Annotated in this window: 17 protein-coding genes; 9 read left to right on the forward strand and 8 right to left on the reverse strand. The window is 41.7% G+C overall.

The annotated features are described in order from the left end of the window. Positions 1-143 precede the first annotated feature (143 nt). From NRI27_RS10370 to NRI27_RS10390, 5 genes are all read left to right on the forward strand, one after another. Entirely contained in the window at positions 144-965 is an 822-nt protein-coding gene (locus tag NRI27_RS10370; protein ID WP_371390618.1) for a DUF2935 domain-containing protein, read from the forward strand. Positions 966-1,064: 99 nt separating this feature from the next. After that, positions 1,065-1,580 (forward strand): hypothetical protein, encoded by a 516-nt coding sequence (locus NRI27_RS10375; RefSeq protein ID WP_371390619.1) that lies wholly within the window; start codon positions 1,065-1,067, stop codon positions 1,578-1,580. 92 nt (positions 1,581-1,672) lie between these two features. Further along, positions 1,673-3,229 (forward strand): ABC-F family ATP-binding cassette domain-containing protein, encoded by a 1,557-nt coding sequence (locus NRI27_RS10380; protein WP_371390621.1) that lies wholly within the window; start codon positions 1,673-1,675, stop codon positions 3,227-3,229. Positions 3,230-3,557: 328 nt separating this feature from the next. Next, a complete protein-coding gene (locus NRI27_RS10385) occupies positions 3,558-3,992 on the forward strand; it encodes a DUF6526 family protein (protein ID WP_371390622.1) in 435 nt (144 codons plus the stop codon). A gap of 35 nt (positions 3,993-4,027) precedes the next feature. Then, entirely contained in the window at positions 4,028-5,332 is a 1,305-nt protein-coding gene (locus tag NRI27_RS10390; protein ID WP_371390624.1) for an MFS transporter, read from the forward strand. A gap of 663 nt (positions 5,333-5,995) precedes the next feature. Here the strand turns inward: NRI27_RS10390 and NRI27_RS10395 are convergent. Beyond that, positions 5,996-6,814: a squalene/phytoene synthase family protein gene (locus NRI27_RS10395; protein WP_317946214.1), complete on the reverse strand. Its 819-nt coding sequence runs from the start codon at positions 6,812-6,814 to the stop codon at positions 5,996-5,998. An 866-nt stretch (positions 6,815-7,680) separates the two neighbouring features. On the opposite strand from NRI27_RS10395, the gene NRI27_RS10400 reads away from it, so the two are divergent. The 3 genes from NRI27_RS10400 to NRI27_RS10410 all read left to right on the forward strand — a co-directional run bounded on the left by NRI27_RS10400 (position 7,681) and on the right by NRI27_RS10410 (position 9,267). After that, on the forward strand, positions 7,681-7,836 hold the full coding sequence (locus NRI27_RS10400) for a hypothetical protein (RefSeq protein ID WP_371390625.1): 156 nt from the start codon (positions 7,681-7,683) through the stop codon (positions 7,834-7,836). A 212-nt stretch (positions 7,837-8,048) separates the two neighbouring features. Then, positions 8,049-8,570 carry a methylated-DNA--[protein]-cysteine S-methyltransferase gene (locus NRI27_RS10405; RefSeq protein WP_371390626.1) on the forward strand — a complete coding sequence of 174 codons (522 nt, stop codon included), beginning with the start codon at positions 8,049-8,051 and terminating at the stop codon, positions 8,568-8,570. Between the two features lie 139 nt (positions 8,571-8,709). Beyond that, a complete protein-coding gene (locus NRI27_RS10410) occupies positions 8,710-9,267 on the forward strand; it encodes an NADPH-dependent FMN reductase (RefSeq protein WP_371390627.1) in 558 nt (185 codons plus the stop codon). A 34-nt stretch (positions 9,268-9,301) separates the two neighbouring features. Here the strand turns inward: NRI27_RS10410 and NRI27_RS10415 are convergent, their stop codons facing one another. Continuing rightward, a complete protein-coding gene (locus NRI27_RS10415; protein WP_317946206.1) occupies positions 9,302-9,652 on the reverse strand; it encodes a winged helix-turn-helix transcriptional regulator in 351 nt (116 codons plus the stop codon). A gap of 178 nt (positions 9,653-9,830) precedes the next feature. Between NRI27_RS10415 and NRI27_RS10420 the strand changes: the two genes are divergently transcribed. Beyond that, positions 9,831-11,018: a M20 metallopeptidase family protein gene (locus tag NRI27_RS10420; protein WP_371390628.1), complete on the forward strand. Its 1,188-nt coding sequence runs from the start codon at positions 9,831-9,833 to the stop codon at positions 11,016-11,018. Positions 11,019-11,417: 399 nt separating this feature from the next. On the opposite strand, the gene opp4C is transcribed toward NRI27_RS10420, so the two are convergent. From opp4C to NRI27_RS10450, 6 genes are all read right to left on the reverse strand, one after another. After that, on the reverse strand, positions 11,418-12,320 hold the full coding sequence (opp4C, locus tag NRI27_RS10425) for an oligopeptide ABC transporter permease (protein ID WP_371390629.1): 903 nt from the start codon (positions 12,318-12,320) through the stop codon (positions 11,418-11,420). Between the two features lie 14 nt (positions 12,321-12,334). Further along, on the reverse strand, positions 12,335-13,300 hold the full coding sequence (locus tag NRI27_RS10430) for an ABC transporter permease (RefSeq protein WP_371390630.1): 966 nt from the start codon (positions 13,298-13,300) through the stop codon (positions 12,335-12,337). Positions 13,301-13,363: 63 nt separating this feature from the next. Continuing rightward, positions 13,364-15,193: a peptide-binding protein gene (locus NRI27_RS10435; protein ID WP_371390631.1), complete on the reverse strand. Its 1,830-nt coding sequence runs from the start codon at positions 15,191-15,193 to the stop codon at positions 13,364-13,366. Positions 15,194-15,330: 137 nt separating this feature from the next. Continuing rightward, positions 15,331-16,362 (reverse strand): ABC transporter ATP-binding protein, encoded by a 1,032-nt coding sequence (locus NRI27_RS10440; RefSeq protein ID WP_317946256.1) that lies wholly within the window; start codon positions 16,360-16,362, stop codon positions 15,331-15,333. A gap of 2 nt (positions 16,363-16,364) precedes the next feature. Next, the gene (locus NRI27_RS10445; RefSeq protein WP_371390632.1) at positions 16,365-17,354 is read right to left on the reverse strand and encodes an ABC transporter ATP-binding protein; all 990 of its coding nucleotides are present in this window, start codon (positions 17,352-17,354) and stop codon (positions 16,365-16,367) included. Between the two features lie 724 nt (positions 17,355-18,078). Beyond that, on the reverse strand, positions 18,079-18,828 hold the full coding sequence (locus NRI27_RS10450; RefSeq protein ID WP_371390633.1) for a cyclase family protein: 750 nt from the start codon (positions 18,826-18,828) through the stop codon (positions 18,079-18,081). Positions 18,829-18,846: the final 18 nt, after the last annotated feature.

Raw genomic sequence — 18,846 nt, forward strand, 5'->3', positions numbered from 1 at the left:
TTCATTCAAAAACGCATCAATTCGGTCCTGCAACTTTTTCTCGAATTGCTTCCCAGGAATTAATTCATAAATAACTACAGAATTAGCCCCTGCGGATACATATAGGCTGCTAATCGGACATATGCTGAAATGGTGAATGAATAATGAGGAGTGAGATAGCCATTTCAGCTTTCGTGATGCGTTCATTAGAGGAAATTCGTTTTTGGTCAAGAATAATGAAAGAGCATGCTTTCTTTTTGAGTCTCGGATTTACTGCTGATCAGACACAGCTTATTCAAGAGGCAAAACACTTCATTGGGGTTTTTGAACGAATTGAGGAGCAGATTGCTGATTATAATGAAAAAACAGATCCAGCAGTGATTAGAGAACTTAACCGTCAAGTGTATCAGGCCGCAGCGTCAATATGGGCATACAAACGTAAAGTGTTAGGTTTACAATTGCGATGTGAAATTGTAACGAACAACTTACCCTTACTTGTTGATCATACGAGTCGTGAAGCTGCATACTTTGCTAAGCGATTAAAGGAACTAAATGAAGGAAAGTTAAGACCTTTACCTGAGGCAATTATAAAAGAAAATGTTTTTTTCCTAAAAATCATGGCAGATCACTCGAAATTTATTGGTCACTTAATGGACCCATCAGAAAGAAAACTTGTTGACCAAGCGAGAGAATTTAGTCATGATTTTGATCAATTGCTATTTCAAGCACAAGACCTCGATCACATGAGACCACAGTCGGAAACTGTTCCTTTACTAGATCAGTTCCTGGATCAAAATCGTGTTTCTGTCGTTTCACTAAGGGATTTTAAAAAGACGGCAAGAGATTTAATTGAAGCCTGTAGGATAAAAAGTAATATTCCAGCACTCCTTGCTGATCATGTTTACCGAGAAGCGGATCATTTCTTGGAAATCATCGATGCATTTGACGAGCACCTAATGGCTGTTAAGCATGAAGAGTATAAATAAAACGTAAAAAACGGCTACTGGATAGTCGTTTTTTTATGTTGTTTCTGTTATTTTCGATACAGTAGGTGCAAGGCAGCAGAGAATTATGGAGGTGGTAACGTGTATGATCCGACGGTTTTTGATAATTTGAAAGTGGCGATTGAAAATCGAGTGTATGATTTGGATAATTTGGATCGGAAAATAAGGATTGTTAACCGAAAAGATCAGATGGATTTTGCCGTGTTGGCAAGACATTTTGCAATTCAATTTAGTCTCGTGCAGGAGCCGGAGTTGATGGCAGAAGTTGTATTGGAGGCTTCATTAGCTGAATTGGCCACTGAAATCTTGGAAACACCGGGTGGAAATCCGGGTTGTGTACTCAAGGTGCGCTTTTTAAAAACGATTGAACAGGTGGATCGACAGTGCCGAGCGATTGAAGAGACGATTCAAGCGATTTGGGAAGAGGATGTCCTGCTACATCAAACGCTAAGTTTTTCCTATAAGGATGAGGCAACGACTTATGCAAATCAAATAGAATTGACGTTCAAAACGAAAATTACTGAAGAACATATGAATGCACTAGATGATTTTCTCGATCATGTATTAGGTACAATGCAAGTGCTATTGGATCAATAAAAGTATTTTCTATGATGATTGGGCTTAACACTATATAATATAGAAAAAACATGTATAGGTTTGACCTATACTGAAGGTAAAGGTGTACCACTATGGGTTTATTAACAGTGAAAAATTTAAGTCACGGTTTTGGTGATCGTGCAATATTTGACGATGTGTCTTTTCGGTTGTTACAAGGCGAACACATTGGGTTAATTGGTGCGAACGGGGAAGGGAAGTCCACGTTCATGAATATCATTACACGGAAACTAGAGCCAGATGCCGGGACTGTTACTTGGGCAAAACGTGTGCGTGTCGGCTATTTGGACCAGCATGTCGTGTTGAAGCAAGGATTGAGTATCCGTGATGTATTACGGACAGCATTCCAGTACTTGTACGATGTTGAAGCGGAAATGAACAACCTTTTTGCAAAAATGGCCGAAGTAGACGCTGACGAATTGGAAAAACTGCTTGAAGAAACAGGCCAAATGCAAGATGAGCTGACAAACAATGATTTTTATATTATCGATTCCAAAGTGGATGAAGTAGCGAACGGGCTAGGTCTAGATGAATTCGGTCTAGATCGTGACGTAAACGATTTAAGCGGTGGACAACGTACGAAAGTGTTGCTCGGTAAATTGTTACTAGAAAAGCCGGACATCCTTTTACTGGACGAGCCTACAAACTACTTGGATGTCGAGCATATCGAGTGGCTTCGTAATTATTTATTGAACTATGATAATGCGTTCATTCTGATCTCGCATGATATTCCGTTTTTAAATAGTGTCATTAACTTAATTTATCATATGGAAAATCAGCAAATTACACGTTATCCGGGTGATTATGACGAATTTTTACGTGTGCATGAGATGAAAAAGCAACAAGTGGAAGCGGCATTTAAAAAGCAACAAAAGGAAATCGCCAATTTAAAAGACTTTGTTGCGCGTAACAAAGCAAACGCTGCAACGAGCCGGATGGCGATGTCTCGTCAGAAGAAGCTTGATAAGATGGAGATTATTGAACTCGATGCGGAAAAGCCGAAACCACAATTCGATTTTAAGCAAGCGCGGACGCCAGGCAGATATTTATTCCAAACGAAAGGGCTTGTTATTGGCTACGATGAACCATTGTCCAAAGAATTGGATCTCACGATGGAACGCGGACAAAAGATTGCGTTATCTGGTGCGAATGGAATCGGAAAAACGACACTACTCAAAAGTATACTTGGCGAAATTCCATCACTGGCGGGTTCTGTCGAGCTCGGTGAGCACTTGGAAATCGGGTATTTTGAACAGGAAAGCAATGCGGACAATAACCATACATGTCTAGAGGAAGTGTGGGAGGAATTTCCGCATTACACGCAATATGAAGTACGTGCAGCGTTGGCTCGATGCGGGCTGACGACGAAACATATTGAGAGTAAAGTGAAGGTATTAAGTGGTGGAGAACGAGCGAAAGTCCGGTTATGTAAATTAATGAACCGCGAAACAAACTTGCTCGTGTTGGACGAACCGACCAATCACCTTGACGTTGATGCGAAAACAGAATTAAAACGTGCACTAAAAGAATACAAAGGTAGTATTTTATTGATCTCACATGAACCGGATTTCTATGACGGCGTCGTCACCGACATTTGGAACGGTGAGCAGTGGACGACTAAAATGTTTTAATAATGGATCGAGGCTGGGACATAACATAAAAAACTGCATTATGGCTAATTCGCCGTCATGCAGTTTTTTTTATTTTTCCAATGTTTCTTTTCAAATTCATCAGTGAATCGGAGCGGAAAAAGGCCGACTCCTGCGGGATTGTAGCGCGAATGTTGAGACCCCGCAGGAAGCGCAGCGGACGAGGAGGCTCAAGCGCGCCCCGCGGAAAGCGTGCCTTTTGGAGCGCAGAGTAACGGTCTATTTGAGTTTTGTCCCAGCCTCATTTTTTTGTCGCTATTCTAGTCATCCTCTAGTATAATACCCGTATAGGTATATGGAGGTGAGGAAAATGAAGGAACAATCTTATGCGAAACATACGAAATACCAGCCTCTTCAACATTTTGTCTGGTTACCGCTAAGTGTGATGCTGTTGCTTGGGACGCTTACATACTTCATTTATAGCACGATGAAAAGTGGCTTTATGATCGAAAATTTGCTGTTGCTCGGGATTGTCGTTCTTGCAATCATTCCAGGCATGCTTGCTCGCATGTACGCAATACGCTTACAAGACCGACTCATACGAACAGAAGAGCAATTGAGGTATTTCATGTTGACGAATAAGCGACTTGACTCTCGCATAACGATGCAACAACTCATTGCTCTTCGATTTGCACAAGATGATCAGTTTGTAGAATTGGCGGAAAGAACAATTGCAGAAAACCTTTCACCTGCAACGATAAAAAGGGAAGTACAAACTTGGCGCGCCGACCATTTTCGTGTGTAAGTGTGCTATATTCAACATAAAGGGGGGAAGTGGCGTTGAGAAAAAGAAGTTCAGTTGACCTATCCTATTATGTGAACTCTGCAGAAGCACAACGCAAGCTGTATAAGCAATCATTGTTTGTAGTTGTAATGTCGCAAATATTTGGCGGCGCAGGACTCGCAGCAGGGATTACGGTAGGGGCTCTCATTGCGAAAGACATGCTCGGATCTGCAGGTTTTGCGGGTGTCCCGTCTGCATTGTTCACGTTAGGTTCTGCCCTAGCCGCATTACTCGTCGGCCGCATATCGCAACGGTTTGGTAGAAGATACGGATTGTCACTCGGGTTTATTGCCGGAGGAGTTGGTGCAATCGGTGTCATTGTTGCCACGACAATGAATAGCATAGTGTTATTATTTCTTTCATTATTTATCTATGGAGCAGGTACAGCGACCAATCTACAAGCACGTTACGCAGGTACTGATTTAGCTAGCGAGAAACAACGCGCGACAGCAATCAGCATCGCCATGGTTTCCACTACTCTTGGTGCGGTAGCTGGTCCAAACTTAGTAACGCCACTTGGTGAGTTTGCACAAATTTTTGGGATTCCTCCATTAGCGGGACCGTTCATGCTTGCTGCAACAGCCTATTTGTTAGCAGGCTTAACATTCTTGCTTTATTTACGACCTGATCCTTTTTTAGTTGCTAAAGCAATCGCCGCAGAGCAAGAGAAACAGGCAGCAAGTGTCGCGAATGAAGGGCTCAAAGCAATGCAAAACAACGTAAATCGACTCGGCGTTGTTGTAGGGGCTATCATTCTCGTTCTATCACATATGATTATGGTAGCGATTATGACAATGACGCCTATCCATATGCAGAATCATGGAAGTGGATTATCGGCAGTTGGTATGATCATTGGCATGCACATTGCAGCAATGTATTTGCCGTCACTAGGGACTGGCATGCTTGTCGATAAAGTCGGCCGAACGTTCATGGCCGTTGCTTCAGCGATTACGTTATCCATTGCAGGACTTACAGCAGCATATGCCCCAGGCGATTCATTTGTTTGGTTAGCCATTGCCCTCATTTTGCTTGGGTTAGGATGGAACTTTGGTTTAATTAGTGGAACTGCCATCATCATCGACTCAACTAATCTAAAAACACGCGCCAAGACACAAGGCTCCGTCGATGTATACGTTGCTTTAGGCGGTTCAGCGGGAAGTGTATTATCGGGTATCGTTGTCGCCTACTCCAGCTACGCAGTGTTAGGATTAATCGGCATGTATCTATCAATATTACTTATTCCGCTCGTGTTATGGGCACGCTATAAAAGCCAGGTCCGCAAAAAGGTACTTGCTTCGTAAAGCATACAGTTTTAGTGAAGTTTGCAGTTTTCAACAATTGGTTTGGCAATGAATTGAATTGCCGATACAATTGTAAGAAAGAGCAGGCGTGTTGATTAACCAATTTGTGGGCTATAAGAATATCGAATTTTCCCTGTAATCCTTGATAAACACCGGATTTCTGCTTCAGCCTCGGTGAACAGCTGCTCTAACGCTACGCTTTTACTCGCAAAAGCTGTTCTGTGTGACAGCTCTCGCCGCCTTCTGCTCCAATCCTGATGAACGCTTTTTAAGTTGAAAGACAAATAAGTTGTCCCGCATAAGCTAGTTGGCTGGAGTGCAGGCGCCGACTCCTGCGGGGGAATAGCACGAATGGTGAGACCCCGCAGGGAGCAAAGCGGACGAGGAGGCTCACCCGTGCCCCGCGGAAAGCGTGCGCCGGAACGCAAGCCAACGGGTTCGAAGAAATCTACTTGTGAATAATTGGTTAATTAACACACCTGAAGAAAGAGATAAGGAAAGCTGGATTGACGGTGTTCAATTCAGCTTTCCTCCATTTTCTCGACCTAACTAATAATCTCCAAGACTTCCTCATCAACTGAAAAACCGCGTAAAAACAAGTTCAACAGCGAACTCGTTTCACGCGATTTCAACAAGCGTATACGATTCAGTTTAATCCCGTACTCAATCTTCAAGAATTGCAGCAACCGTAGATTCAACTTCTGTCCGGTTCATCTTTTCCCGACCGCTCTGTAATGCGGTTAACGTGCTCTTTGCAAGCGCTAACGGAATCTTACAGAACACTAAAATATTCTTCGTGTTAATCGACTTAATATATTCGTCAGCTTTAGCCAAGTTTGTCTCTGCGTAAGCAAACATATCATCACGCGTCCATCCGTCAGGGATAAAACGCACACCTCGATCCGCATCTTCCTCCTGATTGCGCAACATATTGACCGCTTGTAGACCGCGCCCATAGCCAATTGCCAACTCACGATCCGTTTTTGTTCCGTCAAAAGCTTCCCATATGTCAGAAAGCATAACACCTACTAGACCTGCAACATAATATGTATAGTCGTCCAAGTCTTCTTTTGTTTTAATGTCAAATCCTTTACCGACCCACTGCGCCATGCCATCTGCCATAATTCGTGTAGACTCTTTCACTTTTTCGAGCACTTCTGCGGGACAGACTGTCAACCAGTCACCGAGTCGTACTGTTACTTCAGGCAAGAGGGAACGGTAGGGTTGCAACAGTTTTTGGTAAGCTTCTTCGTTAAAAGGTCCCTCTAACAGTTTACTCGTCGATTCAAGCAAATGTTGTTTCGCGTCAGGGTGCAGTTCTTCATGGTCCTCAATTTCGTCAATTGCTCGCATACAAAGATAGGCTGATCCGACGGACTTCCGTAACGTAGGATTCAATAATTTTATGGGAATGTAAAAGGTACGACTCGTTAATTTCAAAACATGCATGGCTTCTTTTTGTAATTTAGCTTCGTTCGTCAATGGAGATCCTCCTTCACTTTCTCGAAGTGCAAGTAATAAAGTACAGAACCGAGTGTTATTAGTATAATCATACACTAAACACAGAATGACGTGCCATTTTTTCGTTACAGAACAATGAAAATACCGTTTTGTTCGCTAAACTCAAATTTGAGTGGTGGCAACTTAAGCAACGATTGATGGAAACGTACATGTGCTCATCCATCGCTAGATCCTCTAGTCTAAAAGTGTTCGCCTGTGACATACAATTTAAATAACATTATATGTTGAGTCGATTTAGAAAATAGTAAAAAAACCATTGACATGTACGATATGGTAATGGTATCCTCTAGAAGATAGATATTCTAATTGAGGAAGAGGAGGTACGGAACATGTTGAACTTCATTACAAGCAAACAAAACATCATAGATAATCCGTGCCGCAAAGCATCCTCTTGATAATGTAAAGACTGCATAGAATGGCATGGTATGCCGTTCTTTTATATGAGCACACGCTTATGCAAAAGGCGTGTGCTTTTTTGTGTCTTTATTTTAATGAATATTCGATGTTCTCACGCAAATCGCGTGTAACATAAATACGATTTGAAAGGAGCGTTCAATTATGATTGAACAACAAAGGAAGATTTTGACGAAAGAGTCTCTAGAAGGCGGATAGGTGAAGGAATTCCCTAACAATGTACGAAAAATTAACGATAAGGAGGAAGCGAAAAATGATTTTTACAATTTTGCAAGCAGTAGAGAACAGGACCACAAAAACTAATAACCAGTGGGAATCGATAACAATGATGAGGTTTGAGAGACATGCACGACAGGTGGTATTCAGGCTGTAATCACGTTCTTTGATTTCTCACAATTGAGGAGAAATTGAATATGCATACAATAGATAAAGAAGTCATTCATAGACATATTGAAGAGATGAAAACTGAAATCGAACAATATCGTTTAGAAAAACGTTCAGTTGAAAAGAAAAAGAAGGAACGAAGAAAAGTTCCTTTCTGGACACTATTTTTTAGTTTTATGAATTGAATAAAGAGCTAGAACACCACTAGCGGCAATTATGGAAAAAGTGAAATTGAGCATGCTCAATTCACTTTTTTCTGTTTTACGCTATTCAATGTCCAAAGCAAACCAGCCAACGCCCTAATCGGAAGTCTATTTCCTTAAGCAATCACTTCCGCTAGCGAACCATTTATGAGAATATAGAAAGACAAGGAAGTAGACAGAAAGAGGTGTATTGGATGGGGCAAACTACATTGTATTGGACGCTTTTACAACATAAGCAATGGGCGTTATATATGGCTGCCACCGATCAAGGACTTTGTTACATCGGTTCTCAAGGGGCTACGTTTGATGAATTGGCCAATTGGTCAAAACGACATTTTGAGGGCGTGAAGTGGGTTGAGGATGAAGCTGCATGTCATACGAGTGAAGTGATGGAGTATTTAGATGGTCAAAGAACAACGTTTGACCTACCGATTGACTTAAAAGGAACTACATTCCAACAGCAAGTTTGGAAAGTTGTACAAGATGTACCGTTTGGTGAGATTGTTTCGTACTCCGACATTGCACAGCGATTAGGTCGACCGTCTGCTGTTCGAGCTGTCGGGAGAGCAATTGGAGCAAATCCTGTCCTTTTCATCGTACCTTGTCATCGAATTCTCGCGAAGAACGGAAGTTTAACAGGGTTTCGTGGCGGTTTACCAATGAAAGAGCAGTTACTTCGTCTAGAAGGAATTGTACAATACTCTTCTTACATGTGATAGTATCTTTTTGTATACTATGGCACTTTAAAGTGCGTACTTCAAAATCTAATCGACATACTCCATAATAAGAGTATACCTCTAGAGAAAGCGGAGATGCTAAGGAGAGGTACACGTAAAATTAAAGGAGAGTGTCATCATGACAATTACAGTTAAAGCAATTATCGGGAGCACAAGCTCGACATCATACAACTTGAAGTTAGTTGAATACTTACGTAAGAAATACGCGGGGGAAATGGATATCATTCCGGTTTTCATTAACGATGTGGAAATGTTTTCAGTGGATAGTGAACAAAATCCTCCAGCTAATGTTAAGCAATTCATGGAGAACGTGAGAGACGCAGACGCATTATTATTTGCCGTACCTGAATACAACTTCTCTATTCCAGGTGCATTAAAAAATGCAGTAGACTGGCTTTCTCGCAGTAATTTTGCGATCAAAGACAAACCGACATTCATCATAGGTTCTTCAATGGGGGTATTAGGCAGTGTCCGCGCACAAATTCATTTGCGTGAAATTCTTTCTAATCCAATGCTTTCTCCAAATATTTTACCGAATAATGAAGTATATATTGGATCGGTTCACGAGAAGATGAACGCAGAAGGTGAATTGACAGACCAACCAACGATTGATTTCCTTGATCTAGTCGTTAACAATTTCTTGGCTTTTTATAATAAAACAACTGTTTCTGCATAATGCTATGAAACAAAAGGAAAGGCTACCTCATCGATTAAGAGGTAGCCTTTTGTTGGCTTTTCGCTAATTGTTCTTTTCGAAGTGCATGGGCAGTACCCCATTCATTCATTGTCAACAATACGGACTGTAAGCTTTTTCCGTATTCGGAAATGGAATATTCCACTTTAGGTGGTACTTGTGGATAGACGACACGTTCAATGATATCTTCCTCTTCCAGTTCCCTCAGTTGCTTCGTTAACATTTTTTGTGTAATGCCAGGCATTAATCGCTTCAGTTCACTAAAACGTAAAGTGCCTTCCGAAAACAAATGTAGAAGAATAACCGGTTTCCACTTTCCAACGAGGATGCCTAATGCTTCTTCCACTTTGCACTGTTCTGCAGACATCGTATCCCCTCCTATGTTGTAGTATCTTTTTAATCTGTACTCCTATTATAATGCGCTATATACATTTTTGCTATGGATGGAAATGGGTGAAACCGCGATTGGAGCGGATTTTTCCATCTTGAAAAATAACTGTACCAAATTAGACTGTGTGGGACAATGTGAAAAAGGAGGCATTCAGATGATCAATTTATTAAACGCAAGATACGATGAATTATATGATGAGTTGGTTCAAATCCGCAGACATTTCCACATGCATCCGGAGTTGTCAAATGAGGAAGTGGAGACACCTAAAAAAGTGGCAGAGTTTTTACGGAACCTCGGTATGGAAGTTCGAACAGAAGTAGGTGGAAGGGGCGTCGTCGGAATCCTAAAAGGTGCAAAACCGGGAAAGACTGTAGCGCTAAGGGCAGACTTTGACGCATTGCCGATTCAAGATGAAAAAAACGTCAGCTATAAATCAACAGTACCTGGGGTCATGCATGCGTGCGGACACGATTTACATACAGCAGCGTTACTAGGAGTTGCAAAAGTGTTGTCGGAGGTAAGAGAACAACTACGAGGAACAATTGTTTTCCTACACCAATTCGCAGAAGAAACGACACCTGGTGGCGCTCAATTTATGATTGAAGATGGGTGTCTTGACGGAGTGGATGTGATTTACGGAGCGCATGTCATGTCCACAATCCCGGTTGGTAAAGTAGAAGTAATGGAAGGCTATGCTTCATCAGCACAAGATGATTTTACAATTGAGATTTTTGGTAAAGGAGGACATGGCTCTTCGCCACATGAAACGATTGATCCATTAGTGACAGGCAGTCAATTAGTCGTTAACCTTCAGCAAATTGTCAGTCGAAGGGTGAATCCTCAAAGGGCGGCAGCTGTTACAGTCGGTTCATTCCAAAGTGGACATGCAAACAATGTCATCCCTGACCGAGCGGTAATAAAAGGGACAGTTCGGACGTATGACGAGCAAGTGCGTGAAATGATTGAAGAGGCAATGAAACTTATTACGAAAACAACTTGTGAAGCTGCTGGTGCCACGTATTCCATTCACTATGAAAAAGATTGCCCTTCCATTTGGAACGATCCATCTGAAACGAAGCGTGTCGCACAAGTAGCTAAGGAATTGTTTGGTGAAGACCATGTCAGCTATGGAGAACCGATGATGGGGAGCGAAGATTTTGCTTACTACCAAAAGGTTGTAAAAGGAAGTTATTTTTTAGTTGGCGGACGGAACGCAGAGCTACATGCAACCTATCCTCACCATCATCCGATGTTTGACGTGGATGAGCGGTCAATGGCGTATATTGGAAAAGTATTCATCGGAATGGTTCTAAATTTTATGAATGACGACCTCAATGGTTGAACGATAGATTCGTTTAAATTGCATTTTTATCCAACGTTCGGTTTTGTTTGAAGAGCATTCAGAACATATTTCGTGATTCTAAAATCCTGAAATGTTCATTAGAATTGTGAAAGTGATTGATAGAACTCTCGAAGTGATCGATAGAACTTTTAAAGTGATTGATAGAACTTCAAAAATGATCGATAGAACGACCGAAGTGATGAATAAAATCATAAAACTGATTCATGTAGAAACAGAATCATAAGGCTGGAACACAACAAGTGGAAATCGAACAGTATTCTTTCTCCTATATAACTAGACACATTCCAAAAAAACACAAAAAACCGCATGGATCAAGTTACATCACTTAATCCATGCGGCTTTTTCTGTTCAATCTTTCAACCATGAAGACGAATTCGTTTACCGTCGATCGCTCTTCGGGTCGAATGCATCCCTTAATCCATCCCCGATAAAGTTAATGCTAAGAACGGTAAGAAGAATGGCTAGACCTGGTGGAATCCAAGCTTCAGGGTGATAACGTAGTATACGTAATCCTTGTGCTTCTGAAATCATATTTCCCCAAGTCGGGGTCGGTTGAGGAATTCCCATTCCGATGAAGCTTAAACCCGATTCGACGATAATCATAGCAGCCATTAATAAGGTGGCATTTACGATGATTGGACCGATTGCGTTTGGTAAGAAGTGTCTGAAGATAATACGGAAATCACTTGCACCAATCGCTCTAGCCCCAAGAACAAATTCCTGTTCGCGTAACGAGAGGAATGTTCCCCGAATAATTCTGGATAACGTCGGCCAACTTGTAACGGCAATAATGACAACGAATAAACCGATGGTCACCTTTTTAAGAAGGGCTATGATCGTCAATGCTAACACAAGAAACGGCAATGCAAGGAACAAATCGGTAATCCGCATAATGATACTATCGATTTTTCCGCCATAGTAACCGCTTAATGTGCCAAAAATCATTCCAAGTAATACAGTGAACACCATTGTGCTGATGCCGATTGTCAGAGAAACGCGTGCGCCGTACAATAATCTAGCAAAATTATCACGCCCAGAGCTGTCTGTCCCGAGAATATGCTCTTTACTTGGCTTTTGCTCTACTTTCAGCAAATTATGTTCTTTTGGATCATGGTCGGTTAACAAAGGGGCGAATACTGCAGATCCAATAATAATCGTTAGAACAATCATGCCAGCGATCGCCAGTTTATTTTTTAAAAATCGTTGTAAGGATAATTGGAAAGGGCTTCGATGTTTTCGTGTATTTCCAACAATGACTTCCTGTTCATTTACTGATTGCATATTCTCTCACCACCTCAGTCATAGCGAATCCTCGGATCTACGATGCTATAAAAGATATCTGCTAACAAATTCCCGACTAATATGGCAACCCCAAGCAATAACGTAATTGCCATCACGACAGGATAATCTCGGTTAATGACAGAGCCGATGAAAAGCGTGCCGATGCCAGGGAAGTTGAAGACTTGTTCCGTTATAATCGCGCCACCAAGCAACGGACCCAACTCCATACCAAGTAATGTAATGACAGGAATGAGCGCATTGCGAAGTGTGTGTTTATACAAGACGTTATTATTTGACATCCCTTTCGCTTTCGCCGTCCGAATAAAATCGCTACCGAGGACATCCATCACTTCAGAACGCATATAACGCATATAACTTGCTGTACTTGCTAACCCAAGTGTCAATCCGGGTAAAATCATATGATGGATACGATCTTTGAATTCAGCAAATCCTGTTAACTTATTGGAGGATATTGTTCCTTGTGCAGGAAACCATCCCAGTTTGATTGAAAACAAGTAGATGACGACGAGACCAAAGAAGAAGTTAGGTACTGCTAGTCCAAAAAAGCCGAATGTAGTCGAACCATAATCCAAAAGCGAGTATGGATGACGTGCTGAGTAAATCCCAATAGGTATTGCCACTAATAGCGTAATGAAAAGAGCGAATAGCCCTAAGTATACGGTATTAAGAAAGCGTTCTTGTATAAGGCTCTCGACAGAACGGCCTTTATAGGCGATCGATTCACCAAAACTGCCTTGCAAGATTTTTCCTGCCCATCTTACGTATTGTACGGGTATAGGTTTGTCCAGACCAAGCTCTGCCCGCTGTTTTTCATATACCTCCATACCGACTTCAGGGTCTAAAATTTTACCTGAGAAAGGATCTCCAGGGGCAGCTTTCGCTAATCCGAAAACGATGATGGACAATGCAAGTAACATCGGGATGAATTGTAAGAAACGTCTAATGATATATTGATACATTCGATCTCCCCCTAGGAAGGAGGAGAGTATACAATTTGTGTATACTCTCCAAATCCATTCATGTTATTCCGCGTCGTTTACCCACCATTCATGTGAATCCTGATACATGGATTGTGGCAGGACCTTAATGCCTTGGATACGATCATTGTAAGCCCATAGGCTGTTTTGAGCGTATAGGAGCAACGCAGGCAATTCTTCAGAGAAATGTTTTTGCCATTCAGCATAGACTTCTTCTCGGTATTTTTGGTCAAAAGCTTCTGGTGCTTTAACAGCTTTTTGCATAAGTTCCTCGGATGTTGGACTGTTCCAACGGGAGAAGTTATAGCCAGCACGTGTAGCCCATAGACCTGATGGATCTGGATCTGTACTGCTCAAGCTCCATCCAATGAGGTATAGATCCCAATCCGTATTGTCGTTTGTTAACCCAGGGACATATACGGACATTTCTGCTGGTTGACGCAAGTTCACTTTAATACCAGCTTTCTCTAAATCAGATTGAATAATCGGTGCAGAACGCTCACGTAGTTCGTTACCTGTTGGATAGTCAAGGTTTAACACCCACTCGTTACCATCCGGATCTTCACGGAAACCGTCTCCGTTCGCATCTACATAACCAAGCTCATCAAGGATAGATTTTGCTTTTTCAACATCGTAGTCATAAGACGTTGCTGCGGATTCATCATACGCCCACATTTGTTGCGCAATCGGGGAGTTGATCGGTTGCCCACGTCCGTGTAATAAACCTTCGCCATGCCCGCTTCCAACAAGTCCTTGACGATTTACAGCATGAGCGATTGCTTGACGTACTTTAGGATCCGCTAACTTTTTGTTCGGCACCCAATTGTCTGGGTTCAACTCACCAGACTCAACATCAGCAGTCGTTCTATGATTCAACTTGAAGCCCATTAGTTGATAACCAAAATCGGCTTGTTCAATGATTTCAATGTTCCCGAAATCAGCAACGATATCATGGTCAGCTGGAGCAATTCCTCCTGGACTTGCAACAAAATCAATTTCACCTTTTTCAAGCAATCCAATCATGACGGACTGTGCAATGACTTTCCAAACGATGCTATCAAGATGAGGAGCACCTTGCCAGTAGTCATCATTACGGTCAAGTACATATTGTTCACGTTCTACCATATCTGTGAATTTAAATGGTCCAGTGCCGATGACTTTACCAGGATCTTTAGACTCTGCTGCTTCTGGGATATCTTTTACAGCCATGGAACCGAAAATGTGCTCAGGGATGATTGGGAAACTTGCATAGTAAAGTGGTGACACGTTTGGCTCTGCAAACTTGAAAGTCACTTTATAGTCTCCATCTGCTACGACCCCTTCAAATACATCTGTTTGACCAGATTGATACGCTTCATAGCCAAGTAATGGTGCGACGTAGTTAACACGTACTCCGCCAGCAGCCTCATATTCAGGATCGGACATCGCTTTGTATGTGTAGACGACATCATCAGCTGTGAAATCCTCACCATCGTGCCATTTAACGCCTTCTTTTAAGAAGAACGTAATTTCTGTTTGGTCATCATTTAATTCCCATTTCTCTGCAAGACTTGGAATGAACTCAAGTTTATCGTTTTGTGTTACTAATCCTTCGTGTGTGAAATCTAGAATGTTTGCTTCATAAGCTTCTTCATAGAAAATTGGATTGAACATGCCCGTAGGTGCCGAGTACATAGCCCCGGTAATTGTTCCACCTTTTTTAGGACCGTCATCCGTTGCTTCATCTCCATCCTTGTTCTCATCCACTTCCGTTGAATCTGGCTCACTATTATCAGTTGGTTTGGCATCACCGTCTTTGTTACATGCAGCAAGAATCATTCCTACCATCAACACTAAAATGAGTAGCGCAAATCTGTGTTTAAAATGTTTCAACAAATTAGTATCCCCCTTTGTTTTCAATAGTTGTAAAACGAATGAAACCTTGCAACTTTGTCGCGGCCATCACCCCCCTAAATTTTCAAGATGTTAATGAAATATTGCTTCTCCACAAAGACACAGATGCTTCAGTATATTTATTGCTCACTATATAAATGACAAGCGACAAAATGGTCCTTTTCCACTTCCATTAGTTCTGGCCTGTCAATGGCACATCGGTCATGCGCTTTTGGGCATCTTGTTCTGAACGTGCAGCCCGAAGGCGGGTTTGCTGGACTCGGTAAATCCCCGGATAGTTTTATTTTCTCCCGTACGGATGATGGATCTGCATGCAAGTCGATAACCGGAATGGAAGATAGTAGAGCTTGTGTGTAAGGATGCAATGCGTTTTCGTATAGTTGCTTTTTGGGCGCAATTTCAGTGAAACGCCCTAAATACATGACAGCGACCCGATCACTAATATGCTTGACTACACTCAAGTCATGGGCAATAAACAAATACGTGAGACCTAAGTCGTCTTGTAAATCTTTCATCAAGTTCAGTACTTGGGCTTGAATGGATACATCCAATGCGGATACCGGTTCGTCACAAATGACAAACTTCGGATTTAACACAAGCGCTCGAGCAATACTGATTCGTTGACGTTGTCCACCAGAAAATTCATGCGGATACTTTTGTAAATCATCTTTCCGCAATCCTACCTTCTGGATGACCTCAACAACTTTTTGTTTCCTTGCAGACTTGGCTAACTTTCCTTGTACAATCAAAGGTTCTTCAATGAGTTGTTCTACACTCATTTTGGAATTCAATGACGCAAAAGGATCTTGAAACACCATTTGCATATCTTCCCGAAACGGTCGTATTTGTCGTTGACTTAACGTAGTAATATCAGTTTGATTAAAAATAATTTGTCCCTCTGTTGGATCCAGCAACCTGATAAGAACACGACCAAGCGTAGACTTACCTGAACCAGATTCGCCAACGATCCCGAGTGTTTCTCCTTTACGAATTGTGAAGGATACATCATCCACTGCCTTCAACTGACCAATGGTCTTCTTTATTACACCACCCTTGATCGGAAAATATTTTTTCACATTGTGTACTTCCACCAAATTGTCTTCAGAAAGTAATTGCTGTCCATCTCCAACCGAATGCTGTTTTGTCACCATTGTCATTTGCTGTTCACCTCTTCTTCGTAAAGATGGCATCGGACATAATGATCTTTCGCATATTCCAGCAACTCTGGGTTTGTCTGCCTGCATTTATCCATTACAAATGGACATCGGGTAGAAAAACGACAGCCGACAGGAAAGTTATAGGCTGCAGGGACGGTGCCTTTTATTGTTCCTAATCGTTCAACATCTTCATCAAGCTTCGGCAAACTACTTAATAGCCCTTGTGTATAGGGGTGTTTCGTCAATGACAACAATTGCTTCGTTGGTGCTTGTTCCACAATTTGTCCACCATACATGACGATGACCCGATCAGAATACTCATATACCACGCCTAAATCATGTGTAATTAAGAGAAGAGCCATATTGTACTTTTTTTGCATTTCAAATAGTAAATCTAATATTTGGGCTTGAATGGTGACATCTAAAGCTGTCGTCGGCTCATCTGCGATAATTAGCTCCGGTTCACATGAGATTGCCATTGCAATCATGACGCGTTGTCGCATTCCACCTGACAGTTGGTGTGGATATTCTTTGATGATTTCTTCGGGGCGGGGGATGCCAACAATCCGTAGCAATTCAATGGCTTTTTGCTGAGCAATTTGCTTAGAAACCTTCTTGTGCTTACGAATCATTTCGGTGATTTGATTGCCAATTGTAAAAACAGGATTCAACGCAGTCATCGGTTCCTGAAAAATCATGCCGATATGATTTCCACGAATTGACGTCATCTGCTTCTGTTTCAACGTGAGGAGATTCCGATCTTTTACGTGAATACTCCCGTCTACTATACGACCAGGTTTGTTAATGAGCTGCATAATGGAAAGTGCAGTAATACTCTTCCCACTGCCTGACTCACCAACAATCGCAACGGTTTCTCCAGGAAATACAGAAAAACTGACATCATCGACGGCTTTTGCAACCAAATCTTGATCTAAATAAAAATACGTTTTTAACTTCTGGACATCCAATACCGGCTCACTACTCATACAGACACTCCATTCCGTTCCTTTTAGTCATGCTCTTCAGTCTAGGAAACAAGAGATTTACAAATCTATCAATAAATTAATCAGATAATTATATACAATGCTAATGATAAGAAACAGAATTGTCAATGTTTTATTTAGTAAAATATTGTAAGGTGTAGTAAAACACTGTCGATTTTTGTAGTTTTAGGAATTTGTTTCGCGAGAGGTAATTTACGAGTGGCGAAATAGATTGAGTAGTTGATGGAGTTTTTTAAAACCACATTTTTTTGAATCGCGACAGAAGGAGTGCTGCAAGCAAAAAAACGTAAGCCCACAGAATAATCAAGCGGCTAAAGGCTCCTATATAGCAGGGACTATAGGAAAGGGGGATTATAAAGAGGCTGGGACAAAACTCAAATAGACCGTTACTCTGCGCTCCAAAAGGCACGCTTTCCGCGGGGCGCGCTTGAGCCTCCTCGTCCGCTGCGCTTCCTGCGGGGTCTCAACATTCGCGCTACAATCCCGCAGGAGTCGGCCTTTTTCCGCTTCGATTCACTCATGAATACGAAAAGAAACATTGGAAAAATATAAAAAACTGCATGACGGCGAATTAGCCATAATGCAGTTTTTCCATGTTATGTCCCAGCCTCATTAATAGTGACGGAGCTTTGTTAAATTATAAGGAGTAGCCTAATTTAAACAGGTTGGCTTATGTTCCGACCGCTTATAATATTGACTAACTGTATTAAGGCAAAATCGCAAAAGAGCGGACAGGGAATCCAGATGCTTTTTCTGGTTTTGGAACAATGTTAAAAATGACTGCACCTTTCGCTGGTACTTTATCCAAGTTCGTCAATAATTCAATTTGGTACGTGTCTTGTTCTAATACATAATATTCACCTTCGAGACTACCTTTTTCACGGAAATCTGCTGCCGAATCCGTATCAAACGTTTCGTGTCCAATCGCTTTTACGTTCCGTTCTTCAAAAAGGAACTTCAGTGCATCGAGTCCCCAACCCGGGATGCGATTATTGCCATTAGCGTCTTTGTTGTTAAAGGCTACATGATCCGGCCAACGTTTACTCCAATCCGTACGTAACGCTACAAATGTTCCTTCTTCAATTCTTCCATATGTTGCTTCAAAATCAAGGATATCTTGAACACTGCAGGTGAAATCATGATCCGCCTCAGCTTTCTTTGATTGATCGATGACGACTAGCGGCAAGACGAGTTCTTTCAATCCAAGTTCATCTAAATAGCGAGTATCGCGTACGAAGTGTATGGGTGCATCGATATGAGTCCCGTACTGCCCAGGAAATGAGAATTTTTGTGCGAAAAAGCCGTCATCATGCGTAAAAAGAGTTTCAAATTTCGCATCCTCAAACATGAAAAAATGAGGGGAGTCAGGACCGAAGGAGTGGGTTAGATCCACCCATTCTTTGCTCTTAAGAAGTTGAAGTGCAGCTTGGAGTTCATTTGTCGTTTGTACAGTCATTTCAATCACTCTCTCTCA

Origin of the sequence: Sporosarcina sp. OR05 (assembly GCF_041414805.1) — a bacterium.
In the GTDB taxonomy this organism is placed as follows: Bacteria; Bacillota; Bacilli; order Bacillales_A; family Planococcaceae; genus Sporosarcina; species Sporosarcina saromensis.